General features: G+C 44.3%; 16 protein-coding genes and 1 pseudogene. 14 read left to right on the forward strand and 3 right to left on the reverse strand.

The genetic code is table 11. From position 1 onward, the window contains the following. Both HP568_RS29120 and HP568_RS29125 read left to right on the forward strand, forming a co-directional pair. On the forward strand, positions 1-1,013 hold a 1,013-nt coding region (locus tag HP568_RS29120; RefSeq protein ID WP_483862134.1), incomplete at its 5' end, for a vWA domain-containing protein. A gap of 159 nt (positions 1,014-1,172) precedes the next feature. Further along, on the forward strand, positions 1,173-1,472 hold the full coding sequence (locus HP568_RS29125; protein ID WP_048033054.1) for a MarR family transcriptional regulator: 300 nt from the start codon (positions 1,173-1,175) through the stop codon (positions 1,470-1,472). Between the two features lie 62 nt (positions 1,473-1,534). Here HP568_RS29125 and HP568_RS29130 read toward each other — a convergent pair whose 3' ends face one another. Continuing rightward, the gene (locus tag HP568_RS29130; RefSeq protein ID WP_173630910.1) at positions 1,535-2,413 is read right to left on the reverse strand and encodes a 5'-3' exonuclease; all 879 of its coding nucleotides are present in this window, start codon (positions 2,411-2,413) and stop codon (positions 1,535-1,537) included. A gap of 250 nt (positions 2,414-2,663) precedes the next feature. Between HP568_RS29130 and HP568_RS29135 the strand changes: the two genes are divergently transcribed. The 12 genes from HP568_RS29135 (at position 2,664) to HP568_RS29190 (ending at position 13,361) form a co-directional block, all read left to right on the forward strand. Continuing rightward, positions 2,664-2,870, forward strand: coding sequence for an alpha/beta-type small acid-soluble spore protein (locus HP568_RS29135; protein ID WP_048033056.1), 207 nt, complete (start codon positions 2,664-2,666; stop codon positions 2,868-2,870). Between the two features lie 187 nt (positions 2,871-3,057). After that, complete coding sequence (locus HP568_RS29140; RefSeq protein ID WP_048033057.1) at positions 3,058-3,315, forward strand: hypothetical protein; 258 nt, start codon at positions 3,058-3,060, stop codon at positions 3,313-3,315. Positions 3,316-3,419: 104 nt separating this feature from the next. Continuing rightward, a complete protein-coding gene (locus tag HP568_RS29145; RefSeq protein WP_048033058.1) occupies positions 3,420-4,295 on the forward strand; it encodes a M23 family metallopeptidase in 876 nt (291 codons plus the stop codon). Between the two features lie 14 nt (positions 4,296-4,309). Beyond that, positions 4,310-5,125, forward strand: a complete 816-nt coding sequence (locus HP568_RS29150) for a GTP pyrophosphokinase (protein WP_048033059.1) — start codon at positions 4,310-4,312, stop codon at positions 5,123-5,125. A 71-nt stretch (positions 5,126-5,196) separates the two neighbouring features. Continuing rightward, complete coding sequence (locus HP568_RS29155) at positions 5,197-6,417, forward strand: D-alanyl-D-alanine carboxypeptidase family protein (protein WP_048033060.1); 1,221 nt, start codon at positions 5,197-5,199, stop codon at positions 6,415-6,417. A gap of 186 nt (positions 6,418-6,603) precedes the next feature. After that, entirely contained in the window at positions 6,604-7,470 is an 867-nt protein-coding gene (locus HP568_RS29160) for a glycosyltransferase (RefSeq protein ID WP_173630911.1), read from the forward strand. Continuing rightward, entirely contained in the window at positions 7,439-8,191 is a 753-nt protein-coding gene (locus HP568_RS29165; RefSeq protein WP_048033062.1) for a glycosyltransferase family A protein, read from the forward strand. The genes HP568_RS29160 and HP568_RS29165 overlap by 32 nt, the downstream gene beginning before the upstream one ends. A gap of 184 nt (positions 8,192-8,375) precedes the next feature. Then, on the forward strand, positions 8,376-9,083 hold the full coding sequence (gene deoD, locus HP568_RS29170) for a purine-nucleoside phosphorylase (protein ID WP_048033063.1): 708 nt from the start codon (positions 8,376-8,378) through the stop codon (positions 9,081-9,083). A gap of 81 nt (positions 9,084-9,164) precedes the next feature. Beyond that, positions 9,165-9,854, forward strand: coding sequence for a DUF4241 domain-containing protein (locus tag HP568_RS29175; protein ID WP_173630912.1), 690 nt, complete (start codon positions 9,165-9,167; stop codon positions 9,852-9,854). Positions 9,855-10,749: 895 nt separating this feature from the next. Then, a complete protein-coding gene (locus tag HP568_RS29180; RefSeq protein WP_217366838.1) occupies positions 10,750-11,052 on the forward strand; it encodes a tyrosine-type recombinase/integrase in 303 nt (100 codons plus the stop codon). Between the two features lie 956 nt (positions 11,053-12,008). After that, entirely contained in the window at positions 12,009-12,593 is a 585-nt protein-coding gene (loaP, locus tag HP568_RS29185) for an antiterminator LoaP (protein WP_048033084.1), read from the forward strand. Between the two features lie 78 nt (positions 12,594-12,671). Next, positions 12,672-13,361: a 4'-phosphopantetheinyl transferase family protein gene (locus HP568_RS29190; protein ID WP_173630913.1), complete on the forward strand. Its 690-nt coding sequence runs from the start codon at positions 12,672-12,674 to the stop codon at positions 13,359-13,361. Between the two features lie 41 nt (positions 13,362-13,402). On the opposite strand, the pseudogene HP568_RS29195 reads toward HP568_RS29190, so the two are convergent. After that, positions 13,403-13,987, reverse strand: a pseudogene (locus tag HP568_RS29195) (GNAT family N-acetyltransferase). Positions 13,988-14,129: 142 nt separating this feature from the next. After that, positions 14,130-18,101: an amino acid adenylation domain-containing protein gene (locus HP568_RS29200; RefSeq protein WP_256434982.1), complete on the reverse strand. Its 3,972-nt coding sequence runs from the start codon at positions 18,099-18,101 to the stop codon at positions 14,130-14,132. Positions 18,102-18,117 lie beyond the last annotated feature (16 nt).

Consider the following 18,117-nt stretch of genomic DNA (forward strand, 5'->3'; position numbering starts at 1 on the left):
AAGCGATCGCCGCTTTTGAAAAAGAGCTCGGACAATGGCTGGAGCAATCGTTAAAGGCGACGCTATCTACTGAAGAACTTGATACGCTTTTTGTTGAAGAGGTATTTACGGTCAGTCAGCGTTTTGCCAACCGAAGCTGGGGGCATGAGTTAGGCAAGCTGCGCAGGCAAAGCTTTGAGCAGTATTTGAAATGGATTGAGAAATTGAAGCGCCATCCTGACCTGGTTGCTTTTCTGAACGAGGTAGGCAGGCAAGTCCATCGCTTTCGTGTGAAGCGCAAAGAAATTCGCTCCAGACATTTTCCGGAGGAATACTATGATTTGCGCCAATCGGGCGATATTGCCCACATGCTGCCTGGTGAAGCTGTGCTTCTTGCTGATCCGGACTTTGAGAACTACTTCATGCTCAAATGGCTGGAGCAAAAGCTCATGACTTACGATACTTCGGGATGGGCGGAAGAACCGCCAAAAGGTCCGGTAATCTGCATGCTGGACACATCCCACTCGATGCGCGGAAGTAAGCTGCGACTTGCGCAAATTTTCCTCATGACGTTTGCCGCCCTCTCGATGCTGGAAAAGCGTGATTTTATCCTCCTCTTGTTCGGGGCAAAAGGCGAGATCAGAGAGCAACCGCTTTATCACAAAAAGCCAGATTGGCCTGCCTTTTATGGCTTGGCGCAAATGGCGTTCGGCGGTGGGACTCACTTCGACGCCCCGATGAAGCGAGCCATCGAGCTGGTTGAAAAGGAACAAGCGTGGCGTGGAGCAGATTTTGTCATGGTAACAGATGGAATCGGGGGCATTTCTCCTTATGTCCAAGAAAAACTCATCTCTTTGGGTCAGCATAAACAAGTTCGCTTGCACAGCTTGATTGTGGGTTCTGCGAGGCAGCATCTCGTACAAGCGTATGATTTGCTGGGCGTTTCTCACCGTGTCAAATTTGCGACGAGCTGGGAAGCGGATGGGGAGGAGAACACAGGACTGCTCCTGGATGTTTTTCAAGCAGCTAAATAAGTGATTCGACATCACTTCCAAATCTCGTCTCCTCTTGTGGGACGGGATTTTTTTAATGTAGTTTAAGAAAAAGTTTAACTCTTACCCACTTTTTTCTTTAATAGTTTCGTCTATTCTGAGCATAAGCTAGCAAAAGGTAAATGGTAAAAGGAGGACACGATGAAGGAATTGATCAAGCTGGCCAAGCTTATACGGGGAGCCAGTGTCTTGTTTTCAAATATGGCACAAAAAGAGCTAGAGACAAATGAACTCAATTGGCAACAAGTATTGATTCTTGAATTTCTAGGAAACGGGCCAAAAACAATGGGGGAAATCAGCAAGGCTGTTAATTTGTCAAACAGCACAACGTCAGGCTTAATTAGCAGGCTGGAGGAGGAAAATTTGGTGCGAAGATTCCGAGACCGAACGGATCGCCGAATCGTCTGGGTTTCCCTGACGGAGCGATTATGCAGTGCATAAAGAAATCGGCTGAAAAAAAGTGGATAGACCGCTTCTTTCTCAGCCGATGATTATAACTTCAATTAGCCGACTCTCGCTGCCATTGTACGTCCGAATTCAAGCTCATCGAATTTGCTCTGAACGGCTTGACGATCGTATTCCCACACGGCATCCTCCAACGTATACTCCACCGGAACATCCCGAATAATCGTAGCCAGCTTTCTGCTCAAGTACACCTGATCGCGATTCTCTTCCAGCTTGCTGCGCATTTTAGGCGTACAGCTTGCCAGATTTACATATAGGTTGTCCAGATCACCATGCTCAGTAATCAGCTTTGTCGCTGTTTTCTCACCAATTCCTGGACAACCTGGAATACAGTCAGATGCATCTCCCATTAAAGCTTTGACGTCAACGACCTGTTCAGGTGAAATTCCACGCAATGCCAAAAGGCTCGCTGGATTATAATGCTCGTGTTTGCCACCATTTTTCAGGATTTTAACACTAACTCGCTCAGATATGAGCTGCAAGCTATCGTAATCACCTGTCGCAATGATGACCTCGTGTCCTTCTTCGGAAAGACGTGTAGAGAGCGTACCCAATACATCATCGCCTTCATAGCCAGGGCAACCCAAGTTCGGAACCGAGAACGCATCTGTTATTTCTTTCACCAAATCGAATTGTGGAATGAGCTCTTCCGGTGCAGCTTGACGATTTGATTTATAGCCGTCATACCATTGGCTGCGCACCAAAGACTCACGAGAAGCGACATCCCAGCCCACCACGAGATGAGTAGGGCGTGTCAATTCTGCGTAATCGAGCATCATTTTGGTAAATCCATAAACCGCATTTGTGTACACACCTGTTGAAGTCTGGCGATAGGCTCCACCCCAAGCAGAACCATAAAAGGCGCGAAACAAAAAGCTCATACCATCGATGAGCAGTACTTTTCCTGAATCACTCACAAAACTTTGCCCCTCTCACTACCAAACTATACGCACCATTATAGCATAAAGGAGCGGGACAACCTTGTCAGATTTTACAACTGAAATAACGTGAGAAAGTGTGCATGTACTTTTGTTACGGTGGGATGATAGTACCACAAGAGGTCAACAACCACCTCTTGAATATCAACTTCCGGTCTCAAGGCGAGAAGCAAAACGCTGGCGGTTCAAACCCGTCCCGGGAGAAAAAACGCGTCGGGAGGAATCAATCATGGCTAACAACCAAGGTGGAACCAACAATCTGGTAGTTCCTCAAGCGAACCAAGCTTTGGACCAACTGAAGTATGAGATTGCATCTGAATTTGGTGTAAATCTCGGACCAGACACTACTTCTCGCCAAAACGGTTCTGTTGGTGGCGAAATTACCAAGCGTCTGGTGAGCTTCGCTGAGCAACAATTGGCAGGTCGTCAAGTTTAACGTACTGACAAGTAAATAGCTGGATGAAGAGAGGTCCCTTTTGAGGGGCCTTTCTATGTTTACCTATGAAAAGCCCTTTTCTTTCCTGTGTGGTGCAAACACACAAGCACAATCGCGGACTAGTCATATGGTGTAACGAACAGTTAACTATCCTCGTTTGTCCAGTGGAAAGGAGCGACGTCCGGCTATGAAGAAAAAAGAAGTGAAGCAGCTTTTAAAACAGCATCCCGAATTTGAAGCGTGGGTTCTCGAGGATTCCATGCGGATTAGAGCGGTCAAAAGCAACCCCGGTATGGCGGAAGAATTGTTTAAAAGATGGAACGACCGAAAAAAAGGGCTACTTGACTTTGAAGGCATCTCGCAAAAAACCAAACGTGCCAGTGAAATGCTGACAGGCGTGCAATCCATCATGGAAATGATGTCGGATTATTCGAAGAAACAGTAAGATTACATTTGGAATGATTGGAGAAGGCTAGCTCATTAGCCTTCTTTTTCTTTTTCCTTTCAGAGTGTGTTTTGTTATACTAGAAAATGGGAGGGAGCATGTCTATGTTCAAATCAATGGTTAGTCTTATGTTGGTCACAGCATTGACGCTCGTCTCTGGGACAAGCATATTCAGCCAGACAGTAGAAGGGGTCTACGCCCAAACAACGAAACAACAGCCAGCAATCAGCGTAACGCCAGCCAAAACATATCCTGGGGACGTTATTTTTGTACGCAGTAAAGAGCCACAAACGGTAACGGTATTCTCACAGAACTATCGATTGCAAAAGACACAGGATGAGTATGCCCGGTTTATCCCGATTCCTTTTAACACGAAAGCAGGGACCTATAAAGTTACATCTGCTGACAAAAAACTTTCCGTAACAGTGACAATCGCACCGAAAAAATTTGAAGTAGATAAGCTCACGGTAAGTAAACAGCTCAACAACATGCGTCAGGATACAAAACGAATCAATGCAGATCAAAAAAAGATCAATGCAGCCAGATCTAACTCGAGAGCGATTCCGTATTTCTCGGAGCCGTTTACACAGCCAGCAGTCGGAAAATTAACGACTCCATTCGGCTACCAACGCGTAGTAAATGGTGTACCGGCCAACAGACACGCGGCGATTGACATCGCGAACAAAACAGGAACGCCAATTTTAGCGAGCAACCATGGGAAAGTGGTTCTGGCCGACTCTTTATACTTAACAGGAAATACCATCATCATCGATCACGGGTTAAATATTTTTTCCATATATGCTCACTTGTCCAAGCTAGGTGTCAAGACAGGGCAAGAAGTGAAACAGGGACAGGTGATTGGACAAATGGGTAGCACCGGTTTTTCTACAGGTCCTCACCTTCATTACGGCATGTTAGTGGGTAATACGTATGTAAATCCGCAGCCGTTTTTTGATGCATCACCTTTCCTCTGGAAGTAATTGGAGGTGTCTTCATGAGAGTCACAAATGTGCCAAGCAAAGTGCTCAACAACATGGTTCATTTCTTGGCGCCGTATGAACAGGCAGTCGAAGAGCTAAAGTTAAAATTAAAAGGAATTAAATACGGCTTTCTCAAAAGCGGCCGTTATTCTCCTATTGAATTTGTTGTCGGACGAGTAAAAAAAGTCGACAGTTTAGTAAAGAAGGCGAACGAAAAAGGAATCGACTTTTTGGGAGATCATTGGCAGAATGACGTCGCCAAGGAAGTCCAGGATATCGCGGGCCTTCGAGTCGTATGCCGCTATGTAGACGATGTACGCGAGGTACAGCAGTTGTTGCAGGAGCGGGAGGATATCATCATTCACGATGTCAAAGACTACATCGCAGCTCCAAAGGATTCCGGTTACAGAAGTATTCACATGATCGTTTCTTATACGGTTTACCATGGCAGCGAAAAGAAAACACTATTTTGTGAGATCCAAATTCGTACATTGGGCATGAACTTCTGGGCGACAAATGAACACGAACTGCGCTACAAGTATGCGGGCAACATTCCGACAGATGTGTTGGAGCAGCTTCATGAAGCGTCCGTGATCACACATCAGCTCGACGTGTTGATGAACAATTTACGTCAAGAAATTCTCACACCAGCAGAAGTTGATACAACACTGGAAGAAAAATTGGAAGAAATATTTTCCCTGTACGTCAAGCAGGATTTGGATTCTGCTGCAGCCTTGTACAGAGAACATGTCAGTGGCTTCGAAGAGGCTTTTGCTGACAACCCTAAGTTTAAAATGATTCACGATTTGTTGGGAATCCGGTTGAAATAACGTCTTTTGTTGTCCTCAGACCACATGTAACCTGAAAAAACGCGACAAAGTAGGAAAGGATATTGACTAACATGCGCTTTTTGCTAACGAACCTACTCGTTGTGGTGATGGTTTTGTTCAACCTTGGCACGCCTTCCGCTTTTGCCGAGGAGTCATCAAGCCTGGAGCCTAACACTCTCACTGGACAATCAGCCATTCTGATTGATGCTACAACGGGACAAGTCTTGTTTGAAAAGAACTCTCATGAGAAGTTGTACCCTGCTAGTATTACAAAAATCGCAACAGGTATTTACGCGATAGAAAAAGGGAATCTGGATGATACTGTCACTGTCTCCAAAAAAGCACGCCGTGAAGAAGGAACACGTGTCTATTTGGAAGAGGGAGAACGGATTTCTCTTCGCAATTTGTTGTACGGACTGCTCATGAATTCAGGTAACGACGCTGGTACAGCGATTGCGGAGCATATGAGCCAGACGACAGAGCGTTTTGCAGTGGATTTGAACGCTTATTTGAAAGAAAAAGTAGGAGTCACCGAAACGAATTTTACCAATCCACACGGACTGCATGATCCAAATCACTACACGACTGTCTCTGACATGGCCAAAATTTCGCAGTACGCGATGAAAAACCCCGTTTTCAGGGAAATTGTCGGTACGAAGCGTCTGCCTTGGCATGGACAAACGTGGGAAACAGTATTGGTGAATCACAACAAGCTCCTGCGCGATTACGAAGGCGCGACGGGAATGAAGAACGGTTTCACAGATCAGGCGATGCATACGCTGGTAGGCTCCGCTAAGCGTGGAGAAATGGAACTCATCGCTGTCACGATGAAGGCCTCTACAAGTGCAAATGCATACAAAGATGTGAAAAAGCTACTGGACTTTGGCTTTCAAGGATTTGAGACCAAATCCATTGCCAAAAAAGGCGATTCTTTTTCAGAAGTAGCTGTTCCTGGCAACAACTCGGTTGTGACTTTTACAGCCAAGGAGGATTTGTATGCGACGGTTCCCAAAGGGGCGGAGCCTTTGGTAGAGCTAAAAGCAGATGGGAGCCTGTTTGTACAGGCTGGCAAGCTAGCCGTCTCGTATCCATTGCTTCGTCATGATCCGCCTGCTCCAGCTCCTGCTACTGTGTTTGGGGACTCAGAAAGTGGCAACACACATCCACTAGCCCGCTATAGCGTATTAATTGTCTGGTTAGGAATGAACCTATTCTTAATCGTGTATACGTTTTCCCGTGCTCAGAGGAATAAACGAATTCGCGAGCGTAGTCTTCAACGGCGGTTCCATTAATATAAAAATGAGAATTACAACAGGACGTGGCCATAAACACGTCCTGTTTTTTGCGATATGACGGTGAAACCGAGTGTTTCGTGTAGGTCATCTCTTGTTGAGTTGTGAGGGGTAGATGCCGTGTCCAATCGTGGAAAACGAGCGTACATTAGAGTAATCATTTATCAACTGGTGAGGGGGAGTGAGATGGACAACCGAATCGATGATCACCCTGCCGTGTCCGTCATCATCCCAATTAGTGACAACGCCAGGAATATAAAAAAACTGCTCTCTGTTGTCAAAAGAATAGATCCACACACGGAAGTAATAGTCGTATGCAACCAAGTGAGCTGCCAAGATGTTCTCTTGTCCAATGAATGGGGAGCACAAATCATTTCAACCGGTTTGGAAGTAGACAGCCATGAGGCAAGAGCGATCGGGTCTGCTCACGCAAGGGGAGACGTTGTCCTCTTTATCGACGAACTTCTCGCGATGCCTCTTTTATACTTGAAGAAGTATGTCACGCTGATCAAAAAGGGATCAGATGTCATCATGACGACTTGCTCGGACCACTCGGTATCAAGAAGAGCAAAGCGTTCACCAAGAAGTGCGTATTGCTTGTTGAATCATCTTCTTGGTCAAAAAAGAATGGGCTCCGCTTCCTTTGAAAATATTCCATTTGCCTTGAGCCGAAATGCTCTAGCGGCAATTGGTCCCGGAAATTTATGCAATCCTGCAATTGCTTTGGTTCAAGCATCAGTCTTGGGGCTCAAAATGACGACAATCGCCCCGTTTGCCTCGGAAAAACAACCAGCAGGCACTCGAGATATCGTGCGAAAAGATATCCGTACGATTTATCGGGAGCATGCGAAGGCAATCCAGCTACTAACGGGTGGAACGAAGCTTCGACACGCAGATCAGGATGGACAACGACACCGCGACTTGGTGCATTCATCAGGCGTTCTGCATTTGCGCTCGGTCTTTCATCAGGAATCGCGCGGAAAGGAGGGTGGTGGATGGGATGGCAAACGTAAAGCGAAATATGCGAGATCCCACAAAAAAAAGCAGAGATGAGCACATTAATGGCAAAGAAAAATGCCAGAATGTAAATCGATTAAGTGTCATCCTCTCTGTTCACCACGAGCAGACAATCAAAAAAGTACTCAAACAAATTGAGAAGCTCCGGCCCATGGAAATCGTGCTCGTTGTGGATGGTTGCCCGGATCAATCGGTGAAGAAGATACTCACGTATTCCTCTTGTCCACTCACGGCGTTTGTGTACCCGTTTCTTTTAGGGGATGATGTATGGAGAGCAATTGGTGCCAAGGAGGCGACAGGAGATGTATGGTTGTTTCTCGATGCAGATCATGTTGTAGCTGCAAATGACATGCAGTCCTTTGTTAGAACATGTTACCGAGGAGCAGACATCGCCTTGAGAAAGGCCAGGACACCACTTCGACAATTATCAATGGAACCGGATACCGTTTTGCTAGCGAAGACATTTCTCAATACCTTGGTTTCACGACATGAACTCGGAACTTCCTCGATGTACGATTTACCTTTTGCTATGACCCGACAAGCTGCCTCTATCATCGGTGTTCAACATTTGGTTGTACCTGCCGTTGCACACGCCATTGCTCTGCACAATCAATTGCGAGTCGTGCCGTCTCATTACATTGCATCCGCAAAGCTTACGAGAAAAAGAGCGACACAAAGAAAGAATAACCCGAGTGTTAACCAGACGATCTTGGGAGATCACCTGGAAGCAATGGATTACGTGATGTCCCTTAAATGAATGAAACCGTTGTCGAGGCGATGCCATCTGTCGGTATCGCTTATTCGTTATTTTCAAAAAGTCTTGCGCAAACGTGTAATCAAAAGCTGCTGGAATCATTTGATCTCTTGACTTTGCATTGTTCGGTTTTTGTAGTACGATAGGCAAGTAGGTCATTTTTTCTTGATAAAGGAGCAAACAGATTATGAGTATCCATATTGGAGCACAGCAAGGTCAAATTGCTGAAACAATCCTACTGCCGGGCGATCCGCTACGGGCCAAATACATTGCTGAAACTTTCCTCGAAGGAGCAGAGTGCTACAACAACGTGCGTGGCATGCTCGGCTTCACAGGTACATACAAAGGTAAGCGCGTTTCTGTACAAGGAACGGGCATGGGAGTTCCTTCTATCTCGATCTACGTCAATGAGCTCATGGAATCTTATGGCGTCCAAAACCTGATCCGTGTAGGCACTTGCGGCGCGATCCAGGAAGACATCAAAGTACGTGACGTGATTATTGGTATGGCTGCATCATCCGATTCTCAAACGAATCGTCTCCTGCTCAACCAAGTTGATTTTGCTCCTACTGCTAACTTTGATTTGTTGCACAAAGCGTATCAAGCAGCGACAGAGCGCAATCTGTCTGTTAAAGTGGGCAATATTTTTACGAGCGATAGCTTCTATCGCGAGAACCTCGATTTGTACAAAAAATTGGCTTCCTATCAAGTGCTTGCTGTTGAAATGGAATCTTCCGCGTTGTACACATTGGCTGCAAAATACAAGCGCAATGCATTGTCAATCCTCACCGTAAGTGATCACATTCTAACCGGTGAAGAAACTTCCGCGGACGAGCGTCAAACGACCTTCAATGAAATGATTGAAGTGGCACTCGACGCAGCTCTGATCAAGTAAATTAGCATGTAGACGACATCCCACTGGCAAACTATCGTCAGTGGGATTTTGTGTAGAGGATAGAAAAAAGGGGATGGAATCATGAAACATAATTGCCCTGCCTTTTTTGAAACGGCATTTGACGAAGGGTATACGCAAGAGCAGGATGGCTATTTATATCAGTTTTTCCGCCAAGATATGGGCAAGCTTCAGGTGAATACAGGAAAAATTGTGGCGAACGATCCGTTTGTCATGTTTGAGACGGAACCGTTTGTGGAGGTCTTCCCAAAAGGGAGTTTCTCCGTACAGCTCGCTATCGCGCAAGTTCAATCCCAATCAAAGGAAGAGCAAACGGATAACTCTCTGGAGCCAGATGAACGTGTAGCATTGGCACGGATTGTCTTCTCAGAGAAACCTGTCTTGTCCTGGAAAATGGCTGTTTGGGCGGAGTCAGATGTGTCACAGCTTGGCGAAGGTGAGTTTTTTGGCTACGGTGTGGATGCGGGTACAGGCTCGTTCATGGATGCAGAAGCTTGCACGCTTTTGGAACGCGAAATAGAGAAGGACGAGATGTTTTATGAGACGTTGACGAAAAAAATGGATCAAACGTATAAACATACGCGTAGTTGGGGTTTAATAGATTTAGCGGAAGGCTGTAATGTGGCCATGTTTTCAACAGGATGGGGAGACGGAAGCTACGCGAGCTATATCGGTTATGATGCCGAGGGACAAATCGCACGTTTGGTAACAGATTTTTACTTGTTGGATTGGATGGGAACGGCTGAAGAATAAAAGTTGGGGGAAACGGGGAAGGAAGAGAGAAGAAAAGCTTATAGACGCCAAAGTAGAGTGCCTCCGGTGGCACTCTTTTTATTGGTTATTTTTTCTTATTTCGTTCGAGGTATTGCGCCAGGTTATTCAAGGTATTTTCGTACGATCTTTTTTTGGGTGTAGTGCTGATCGTTTTGGATTTTGGGATTACTTTGGTCATTTGGGGACCTCCGGGCGTTTTTAGTTATAGTGATCTTAATTATACTATAAATGAATTTACAATAAATGTAAATAGTGTTTTTTATTTTAAGTGAATTTTTTTATTATAATGAAATTTTGGTAGTTCATTTCATGTAGATAGATGCTAAATGACTGAGTAGCCTTATTAGATGATCAGCAGTTTGGTTGCTGCTGGTAATGTCTTATTGTGAAGCTGATAAACTACTGGAAAAGCTCCTTATTACTAATTCGATTTGTATGAGAGCAAGTTTCGGTGCATGCATGGATGTCATATGGCAGCGACAGATGAGAAAAAGCTGTTTTGCATCATCTTTTAATTTGATCCAAGTACGAGTGAGTTTGTGACACGTAGTGTATAAACAGGTGAGTACCCTCTTAGAAATTATGTATTTCTCTTTGAGTCCGATAATATATATTATGTAAACTGATAAAAAGAGCAAGCGGAACAATAACTAAAGGTTTTAAGTTCCGATGATCTAGATTACCAGGAATCTGTAGTTTGAGGCATTCTTACAGAAAGTTCACGGAACAACTGATCTGCAGCACGTGTATAATTCGACGATTCGGCGTTTCTTGCAAGATCAAGTGATTGAGCGTCAGACACGGCCAAGGACGCTGCAAAGGCGTATTGTTTTGTTGGTTTTGTGCAAAGGAAAATTGGATCACAGTAGAGTTTATGGTGGGCATTCAAGCGCAGAAAACAGATGAGAAATTGCCAGTTTATATGAGATTAATCGAGCTGCAACAGCTATTTCGGTTTATGGAAGCTGACAAACAAAAATTCGCGCTGCGAAACCATATGATGTACAAGCTTCTCGCGACAACCGGCATGCGTCGGCAAAAATCAGTAGATTTAACGTGGGAGCAATTTGAATTGGAGTGGAATACCGTACGAATTTACGGGAAGGGTAACAAAGAGAGATTCCTCCCTCTTCATCCGATGGTGCTGCCATTGATTCAGAAGTATCGGGAGCAGTGAGAACCATTTCAATTGCATTCAAAGGAGCCTGTTTTTACGAATTATCTTGGCGGACAACTAGATCCACGTGGATTGCATCGAATCTTTAAAGAAGTTCTTCAACATCTTTGTTACGTTCAAAGGATGATTCTTCTTCCAAAATGGATATCTGAACGCTGCAGGAGCTTCTTATCCATGGAAGTTTAGCAACTACGTCCATCTACACCCATGTAGATCTGGAACAAAAGAAACAAGCGGCTCAATCTTTTTGATTTGATTTTGAAAGGAATAAACCTCCCCTCTAAAAGTTGGTATCTCAATAGAGAGGAGGTTTATCATTTTTGCTTTCAGTTCATGAAATAGCAATTTTATGAACTAGATTTAATTTTATTAAAACTATAGTTTTTTGATCAAACTTTTAACAAAACCGAATTTTCGGACGATTTATTTTATTGACTTTTCCATAATTCCTCTTCTCCATATTCTTTCGTTCACACACTCTATTCTCAATTACCCTATACGTTCTTTAGTTTGTTTTGAACCTCCCCCTCTTAACCCTCGTTTACTACAATGGTTTTGGTTACCGTTTGACTAAAACCTGTGCAACTCTCATCGTAGGTTATGAATTCAGGACGACAATAGGATTATGTATCACTACTCCTCCCTACAGTCGAACCAATCCTTTTTGTAGAATCAAAACTTGACGATAAGCTAGTGTGGGGTTACCATAGTGTTGGTAATAAATATAAAAAATGATAATTTTATTCAACTAACTTGAATTACAATCAAAATGTCTCTTATCTTTTTAAGTTGATGGACTTGAAAAAGTTTCGATCAAGGGATTCAGAGTAGAGGGTCTCAATAATTGTTACACGACAACGTTTTACATGACTCAAGTACTGTTGAGCATTTAATTCTAGGGCTGCTGTTACTACCAATTATCTGAGAAACATCTCGAAAAGGAGTCAATTACCTATATGAACTGGTATGTTCTCTTTGTTAAATCGGGTAATGAACATTCTGTAAAAGATTGGCTGAATAAAGCCTTTGATAAAGAAACTTTGTACTCAATCGTTCCAAAACGAATCGTTCCTGAGAAAAAAAACGGTGAACTTCTGCGAGTCGAGAAGAATTTGTTCCCCGGATATATTTTTGTAAAAACAGAAATGAATTTTTCAACATACTACTCCATTAAACGGCATTCAAAAATCATCCGCATACTAAACTATCTAAATAAAATAGACCTAACATACGATAGTACCGTTTCCCCCCGAAACTGCCGTGGGAATCAAAACTATGAAGAAGCGCATTATTTTAAAAAGATTCCCGAAGAAGAAATGTCGACTATTCTTAAACTTCTGAATAATGATGATCAGATCGATTTTTCCCAAGTATACACGCAAGACTTCAAAGTTTATGTAGAATCAGGCCCATTAAAAGGAATGGAAGGTATTATTAAAAAAATCGATAAACACAGGAGAAGGGTAAAAGTGCTTGTTTCCCTTATGGGAGATGAGCGAATTATCGACCTTGGTATTGAATTTATTGAGCCTAGTGTGTAATTCATGTAGCCATCATAGGTAAATGCTAAATGTTCAAATCCCCTGAAAGCATGACAACTGTACTGGAGGTTGAACATTATGCAAATATACGCTGTCCCTATATCTACATTACCAGATGTGTACATTTCACACCTCTTAACCTTTGTTACGGAAGAAAAGAAACAAAGACTGTCAAAGTTCCTTCAACGTGAAGATCTGATCAGAGGACTATTGGGCGACCTCCTTATTAGAAAAATCGTTTCTGAAAAATTTGCGATTCCTCCGAAAAGTATCTTATTTAGCAAGAACACATTTGGAAAACCGTACCTTTACATGCCGTTGAACCTACTTCATTTTAATATCTCACACTCGGGCAAATGGATAGTCTGCATAATAGACGAGCACCCTGTGGGTATTGATATAGAAAGAATACATACGGTTGATCTACAGATTGCAAAACAGTTTTTTGCACAAGAAGAATATGAGTTTATTGAGAATGAACAGGATGCTCTGAAAAGATACTCTCGCTTTTTTAAAGTCTGGACGGCCAAGGAGAGTTATGTCAAAGCAATCGGCCATGGACTCTCGATTCCCCTAAATAGCTTTTCAACTGTTCGAGGAGGTGGAATTGAGGGATTACGTGTCTATGATCAATGTAATTGGTATTTTAAAATATTCTTTCTTGATGACCAATATACTCTTACTGCTTGCGCGAAGAACGACAAGTTTTGTGAAACGGTTGAGATCATTGCCTTGAATACATTTGTTCAGTTTTTTCTTAATGATTAAGGGTGACATCAAGTTTTTTTGAAAAAAAGAAGGCTTCATCCTCAAAACCGGTAGTTCTCTCTTTGGAAATCTTCTTTTAACAAGCTATATATCTCTAAATCTACAATTCCTTTACCGGACCAGGATGCTGCTTGTCTTAGCGTTCCCTCCTTGATGAAACCATTCTTGAGCAATACCCTTTTGGATACTTCATTCAGAGGCATTACATCTGCTTGAATTCTGCTCACCTTGGCATCTTCAATTTTAAGAAGCGTACGACCATGTTGACCGCCTCTGAGGCAATTCCTTTTCCCCAGTGTCTTTCGGCCAAAAAGTAGCCGATTGTTACCTTGTTTATTCTTTGATGAAACTCGAAAGCCTCGATAATACCAACTAATGTATTGCTCTGGTTCTAAGGGAAATCCCCCATTTCAATCTCGTTTTTTATGATAATCTCTTTTAAAATGCCTGAGCATGGTCATTACACTGTCCTTTTTGTGCTTTGGAATAATACCGCAGTACTCAAATACATTATCATTGCTGTAAATCTCAAACACTTCTTCTAAATGATGATCTTCAATCGGGCCAAGTGTTAATTTGTCCGATTTAAATACTGGAAACTCCTTAAACAAAACGTTGCTATCCATTATTCAATCTCTCTCCTTTCCATGTTCCCTTCTAGTAGACGCTACAGTCTGCAACCTCGTGTTCGGGGGTGCTTCCTATATTTACTTCAGGGTGGATGTAAAAAAATCCCGCCAATGTAAATGGCGGGACTATGTCCAAAAGCTATGGTTGTACTCGTTGGCTGGTCATGATCTTTTTTAGACAAATACTCGTATCATGAACAATTTGCTGAACCAATTCAATAAATTGAGCAATGAACTCATTAGCCGATTCATCTGGGAGATACGAATCTCGGTATGTCATTTCCAGGTACAAGGTCCGCTGATCTTCTTGTACGACAACAAAGTGGATATCGAATTTGCTTGGAGCGCAATCATATTCGACAGGGAGCATCTCCAGACCCGCAATTTTCTCAACTTCGTCCTTTTGTGCAAATTGGAACATGACATTGAACAAAGGGTTTGTGCTGATCTCACGCGGGACGTTCAGTTTGTCCACCAGATGATCAAACGGATAATCTTGATTTTCATATGCTTCTAGCAGTCGCTCCTTCACCTGATTCAAATACTCCAGAAAGTTCAGGCTGCGTCGTAGCGAATTACGAATGGCCAGCGTATTGACAAACATTCCTACGATATTCTCTAGTCCATCGTGATGTCTTCCCGAGATTGGAGTACCAACTACAATATCTTCCTGATCAGACAGCTTGGACAACAGAATAGTAAAGGTGGTCATCAATACCATGAAAAGGGTCGTCTCTGTTGACTGAGCAAGGTTCTGTAAGGCTACAGTTGTGTTTTCCTCTAGGGAAAAATAGATCGTACGGGTTTTGGCATCTGCTGTCAAGGAAGCTTGGCGACTGACTGGCATTTGTATCGGGTGAACAGGCTCTTTGAATATCTCTAGCCAGTATTTCTCCTGCTCTTGCCATTCTCTCGTATTCATGAGCTGATTTTCCCAGACAGCGTAGTCCTTATATTGAAGCTTGGGGGTGTCCAACTGTCTTTTTTCGTAAAGGGCTACTAAGTCTTTTAGTATAATGCCTATTGACATACCATCTGTTATGCTATGGTGCATATCAATGATGAGGATGCACTCTTCTTTATCTATCAGCTTGATTAGCGCTGATCGAAACAGCGGTGGTCTATCCAGGCGAAACGGCCTGACAAAATCTTGAATCATTTCTGTCGCTTCTGCCTCGGTCAGTTCATAGACGAAAGAGGTAAACGAAACGTCAGAATGCACCTTTTGGAGCAACGCACCGGTTTCCACATCCAATTGAAAGCATGTCCGAAGTGATTCATGTCGCTGGACAAGTTCCTTTATGGCCTCCCCGACACGCTGAATGTCCAGTCTCCCTTTCATTCTGCGTATGACTGGAACGTTGTAAGTTGTTCCGCTACCTAGTAATTTATTGATCATAAACAGCCGCTTTTGTGCTGAGGATGCTGGGTAGAAAGGACGCTCGGCAACTACTTCCAGTGAAGGCAATGGATTCACAGAGCAAATTTCGATCTGTTTAGCTAGTTCTCGAATGGTAGGATTACGAATCAACAGATTAAGATTCGATTTAACGCCAAAAGCCTTATTTATTTTGCCGATTACATCAAGCGCTTTGAAGGTTTGGTCTGTTAACTGAAAGAAATGATCATGAACGCTTACCTTACGGATTCCAAGTGTTTCCTGCCACAGATCGGCTAATTGTTGCTCTGTTTCTCCCCTCGGTTCGTCCTCCTCAGTCAGAACCATGTTATCGGGCCACAATGGCAACGCTTTGCGGTCAATTTTGCCGTTCGGAGTCAGCGGTAGTGACTCTAGCAATATGAGATATTGCGGGACCATATATCCTGGAAGCTCGTCTTGCAGGTAATGATAGAGCTGGTCGGTTGTCAAAGAGCTCACCGGAACTGCATATGCTCGGAGTATCGCGTCCCCGTCCACATCCTGTACAGCCGTTACCACTGCTTCCTTTACTAGAGGATGATCGATTAGCTTCTTCTCGATCTCTTCAATTTCAATGCGGAATCCACGGATTTTGACTTGGTGATCTACCCTTCCAATGAATACTACGTTGCCATCTGGTATCCGCTTGACTATGTCTCCCGTCTTGTACACGACTCTCTCAGGCAACTCGTTGCTCTGTACAAAACGTTCCTCCGTCAACTCGGGAGCATTGTAATAGCCAAGGCCGACCCCCACACCTCCGATGCACAACTCACCTTCCATACCTTCCGGAACAATCTTCATCTCTTTGTCCACCACATACAATCGGACGTTATCAATTGGTTTGCCGATCGGCAGCTCGACTTCGCCTTGCCAGTCTTCGCTGCGCATGCGGTAATAGGAAGCGATGTCAGTACATTCAGTCGGGCCGTAGGTATTGACGATCTCCGCCTGGCAGTTCGGGCTGCGCAACCATGGCCCCAGCTTGGTCATGTGGATCGGCTCACCGCCCAAAAATACCCAGCGGAGGCTTTTCAGCTTTTGGTAGCCGTCGTCTGCATTCTCCTCGAGCAACGGGTAAAACGCGCTAGGTGTGCAGTTGATTACAGTAATGCCTTCACGTTCAATAGTCGCCGACATCTGTTCGTAGTCATACAAACCCGGTTCGAAAAGGATTAAGCGTCCACCAGTAATCAACGGCGCGTATAGATTTTTTTGCGCCAGATCAAAGCTGGCTGAAGCAATGAGCAGGACCCGTTCGTTCTCGGTAAACCTAAACTCCCTTGTGTACCAGTGAAGTAAATTGACAAAGGCATGAGACCGGATCATAGCACCTTTGGGATTTCCCGTTGATCCAGAGGTATAAAGCACGTACATCAATCTCTCAGGATCATAGGGAAGCAGAATGTTTTCACTTGGAAACTCAGCTATTAGCAGGTCTTCCACCGCAACCATATCCGCATCCGTGTCGGCAATACGGTCTTGAAACGCACGCTGGACGAGCAACAACTTCGCACTCGAATTGCGTAGCAAGTAACGAAGACGCTCCGCTGGATAGCCGGGGTCAACTGGGGTATAGGCAGCTCCGGCTTTTAGGACTCCAAGTAGGCCTGTAATGAGTTCCAGGGAACGCTCGACCATCACGACAACAACGTCTCCCTCTCCGATTCCCCTGTGATGCAGGGCATGAGCGATGCGGTTGGAAGACGCATGCAGTTGACGGTAAGTGAGGCGTTGTTCACCGAACACGACAGCGATCTCCTCGGGGCGTTGTTCAACCTGGTTCTCCAACATGCGTGCAATGCTTAGCTCATATGGATATTCGGTGGTGGTCTGATTCAAGCCATAGACAAGGCGCTCTCGTTCATCTGCTGACAGCATGTCCATATCTTCTAGAAGCTGGTCGACATTACGGACCAGTTGTTCTAGCAGATTGAGGTAATGGTGCAGTAACCTCTCCATCTTGTTTTTGGCAAACAGCTTGACGCAATATTCCAGATTCAACTGGATGCCTCCGTCTTCTCTCTCGATCGCTTCCAGCATGAGGTCAAACTGAGAGACATGGGCGTTGATCGGATGCGTTACCATCCTTACCCCTTCCATACTCGGAAGGTAACTCTCCATGTTTTGTAGGACGAACATGGTATCAAACAACGGATTGCGGCTTAAATCCCGGGAGAACTCTAGTTTCTCGACCAGCTTGTCAAACGGCCATTCCTGGTGTTCATAGGCTTTCAGACAACACTCTCTTACTTCTGTAAGAAAGGCACGGAATGACTTGGCTGGGTGCGGGAAGTTCCGCAGAGCCAGTGTGTTGACGAACATTCCCACTATATTTTCAAATTCAGGCTGTTGCCTTCCCCCGACTGGTGATCCGACAATGATATCGGATTGTCCCGTATACTTGTGCAACAACACTTGATACGCAGCAAGCAAAACCATGTACAGGGTGGATCCTGTTTCTTCGACTACCTGTCCCAGCTTTTTGGCCAGTGAGGCGTCCACGTGGATGCTTACCTTGTCTCCCTCGAAGTTTTGTAACGGTGGCCGCGGGTGATCCAACGGCAGATTCAATACCGGTAGCTCCCCTTGCAACAAGTCTAGCCAATACTGCTCCTGTTCTTGCAAGGTCTCCCGCCTTTTGTTTTGCCAACTCGCATAATCCTTGTACTGCATCGGCAATGATTCCAGTACTTCTCCTTCATAA

It is taken from the genome of Brevibacillus sp. MS2.2 (assembly GCF_013284345.1).
In the GTDB taxonomy this organism is placed as follows: Bacteria; Bacillota; Bacilli; order Brevibacillales; family Brevibacillaceae; genus Brevibacillus; species Brevibacillus brevis_C.

What these genes read in the sequence shown, in the direction of transcription:
- loaP (WP_048033084.1), top strand. Translation starts at nt 12,009, where the DNA reads ATGAACTGGTATGTTCTCTTTGTTAAATCGGGTAATGAACATTCTGTA.
- HP568_RS29125 (WP_048033054.1), top strand. Translation starts at nt 1,173, where the DNA reads ATGAAGGAATTGATCAAGCTGGCCAAGCTTATACGGGGAGCCAGTGTC.
- HP568_RS29190 (WP_173630913.1), top strand. Translation starts at nt 12,672, where the DNA reads ATGCAAATATACGCTGTCCCTATATCTACATTACCAGATGTGTACATT.
- HP568_RS29160 (WP_173630911.1), top strand. Translation starts at nt 6,604, where the DNA reads ATGGACAACCGAATCGATGATCACCCTGCCGTGTCCGTCATCATCCCA.
- HP568_RS29140 (WP_048033057.1), top strand. Translation starts at nt 3,058, where the DNA reads ATGAAGAAAAAAGAAGTGAAGCAGCTTTTAAAACAGCATCCCGAATTT.
- deoD (WP_048033063.1), top strand. Translation starts at nt 8,376, where the DNA reads ATGAGTATCCATATTGGAGCACAGCAAGGTCAAATTGCTGAAACAATC.
- HP568_RS29165 (WP_048033062.1), top strand. Translation starts at nt 7,439, where the DNA reads ATGCGAGATCCCACAAAAAAAAGCAGAGATGAGCACATTAATGGCAAA.
- HP568_RS29180 (WP_217366838.1), top strand. Translation starts at nt 10,750, where the DNA reads ATGGTGGGCATTCAAGCGCAGAAAACAGATGAGAAATTGCCAGTTTAT.
- HP568_RS29155 (WP_048033060.1), top strand. Translation starts at nt 5,197, where the DNA reads ATGCGCTTTTTGCTAACGAACCTACTCGTTGTGGTGATGGTTTTGTTC.
- HP568_RS29135 (WP_048033056.1), top strand. Translation starts at nt 2,664, where the DNA reads ATGGCTAACAACCAAGGTGGAACCAACAATCTGGTAGTTCCTCAAGCG.
- HP568_RS29175 (WP_173630912.1), top strand. Translation starts at nt 9,165, where the DNA reads ATGAAACATAATTGCCCTGCCTTTTTTGAAACGGCATTTGACGAAGGG.
- HP568_RS29145 (WP_048033058.1), top strand. Translation starts at nt 3,420, where the DNA reads ATGTTCAAATCAATGGTTAGTCTTATGTTGGTCACAGCATTGACGCTC.
- HP568_RS29150 (WP_048033059.1), top strand. Translation starts at nt 4,310, where the DNA reads ATGAGAGTCACAAATGTGCCAAGCAAAGTGCTCAACAACATGGTTCAT.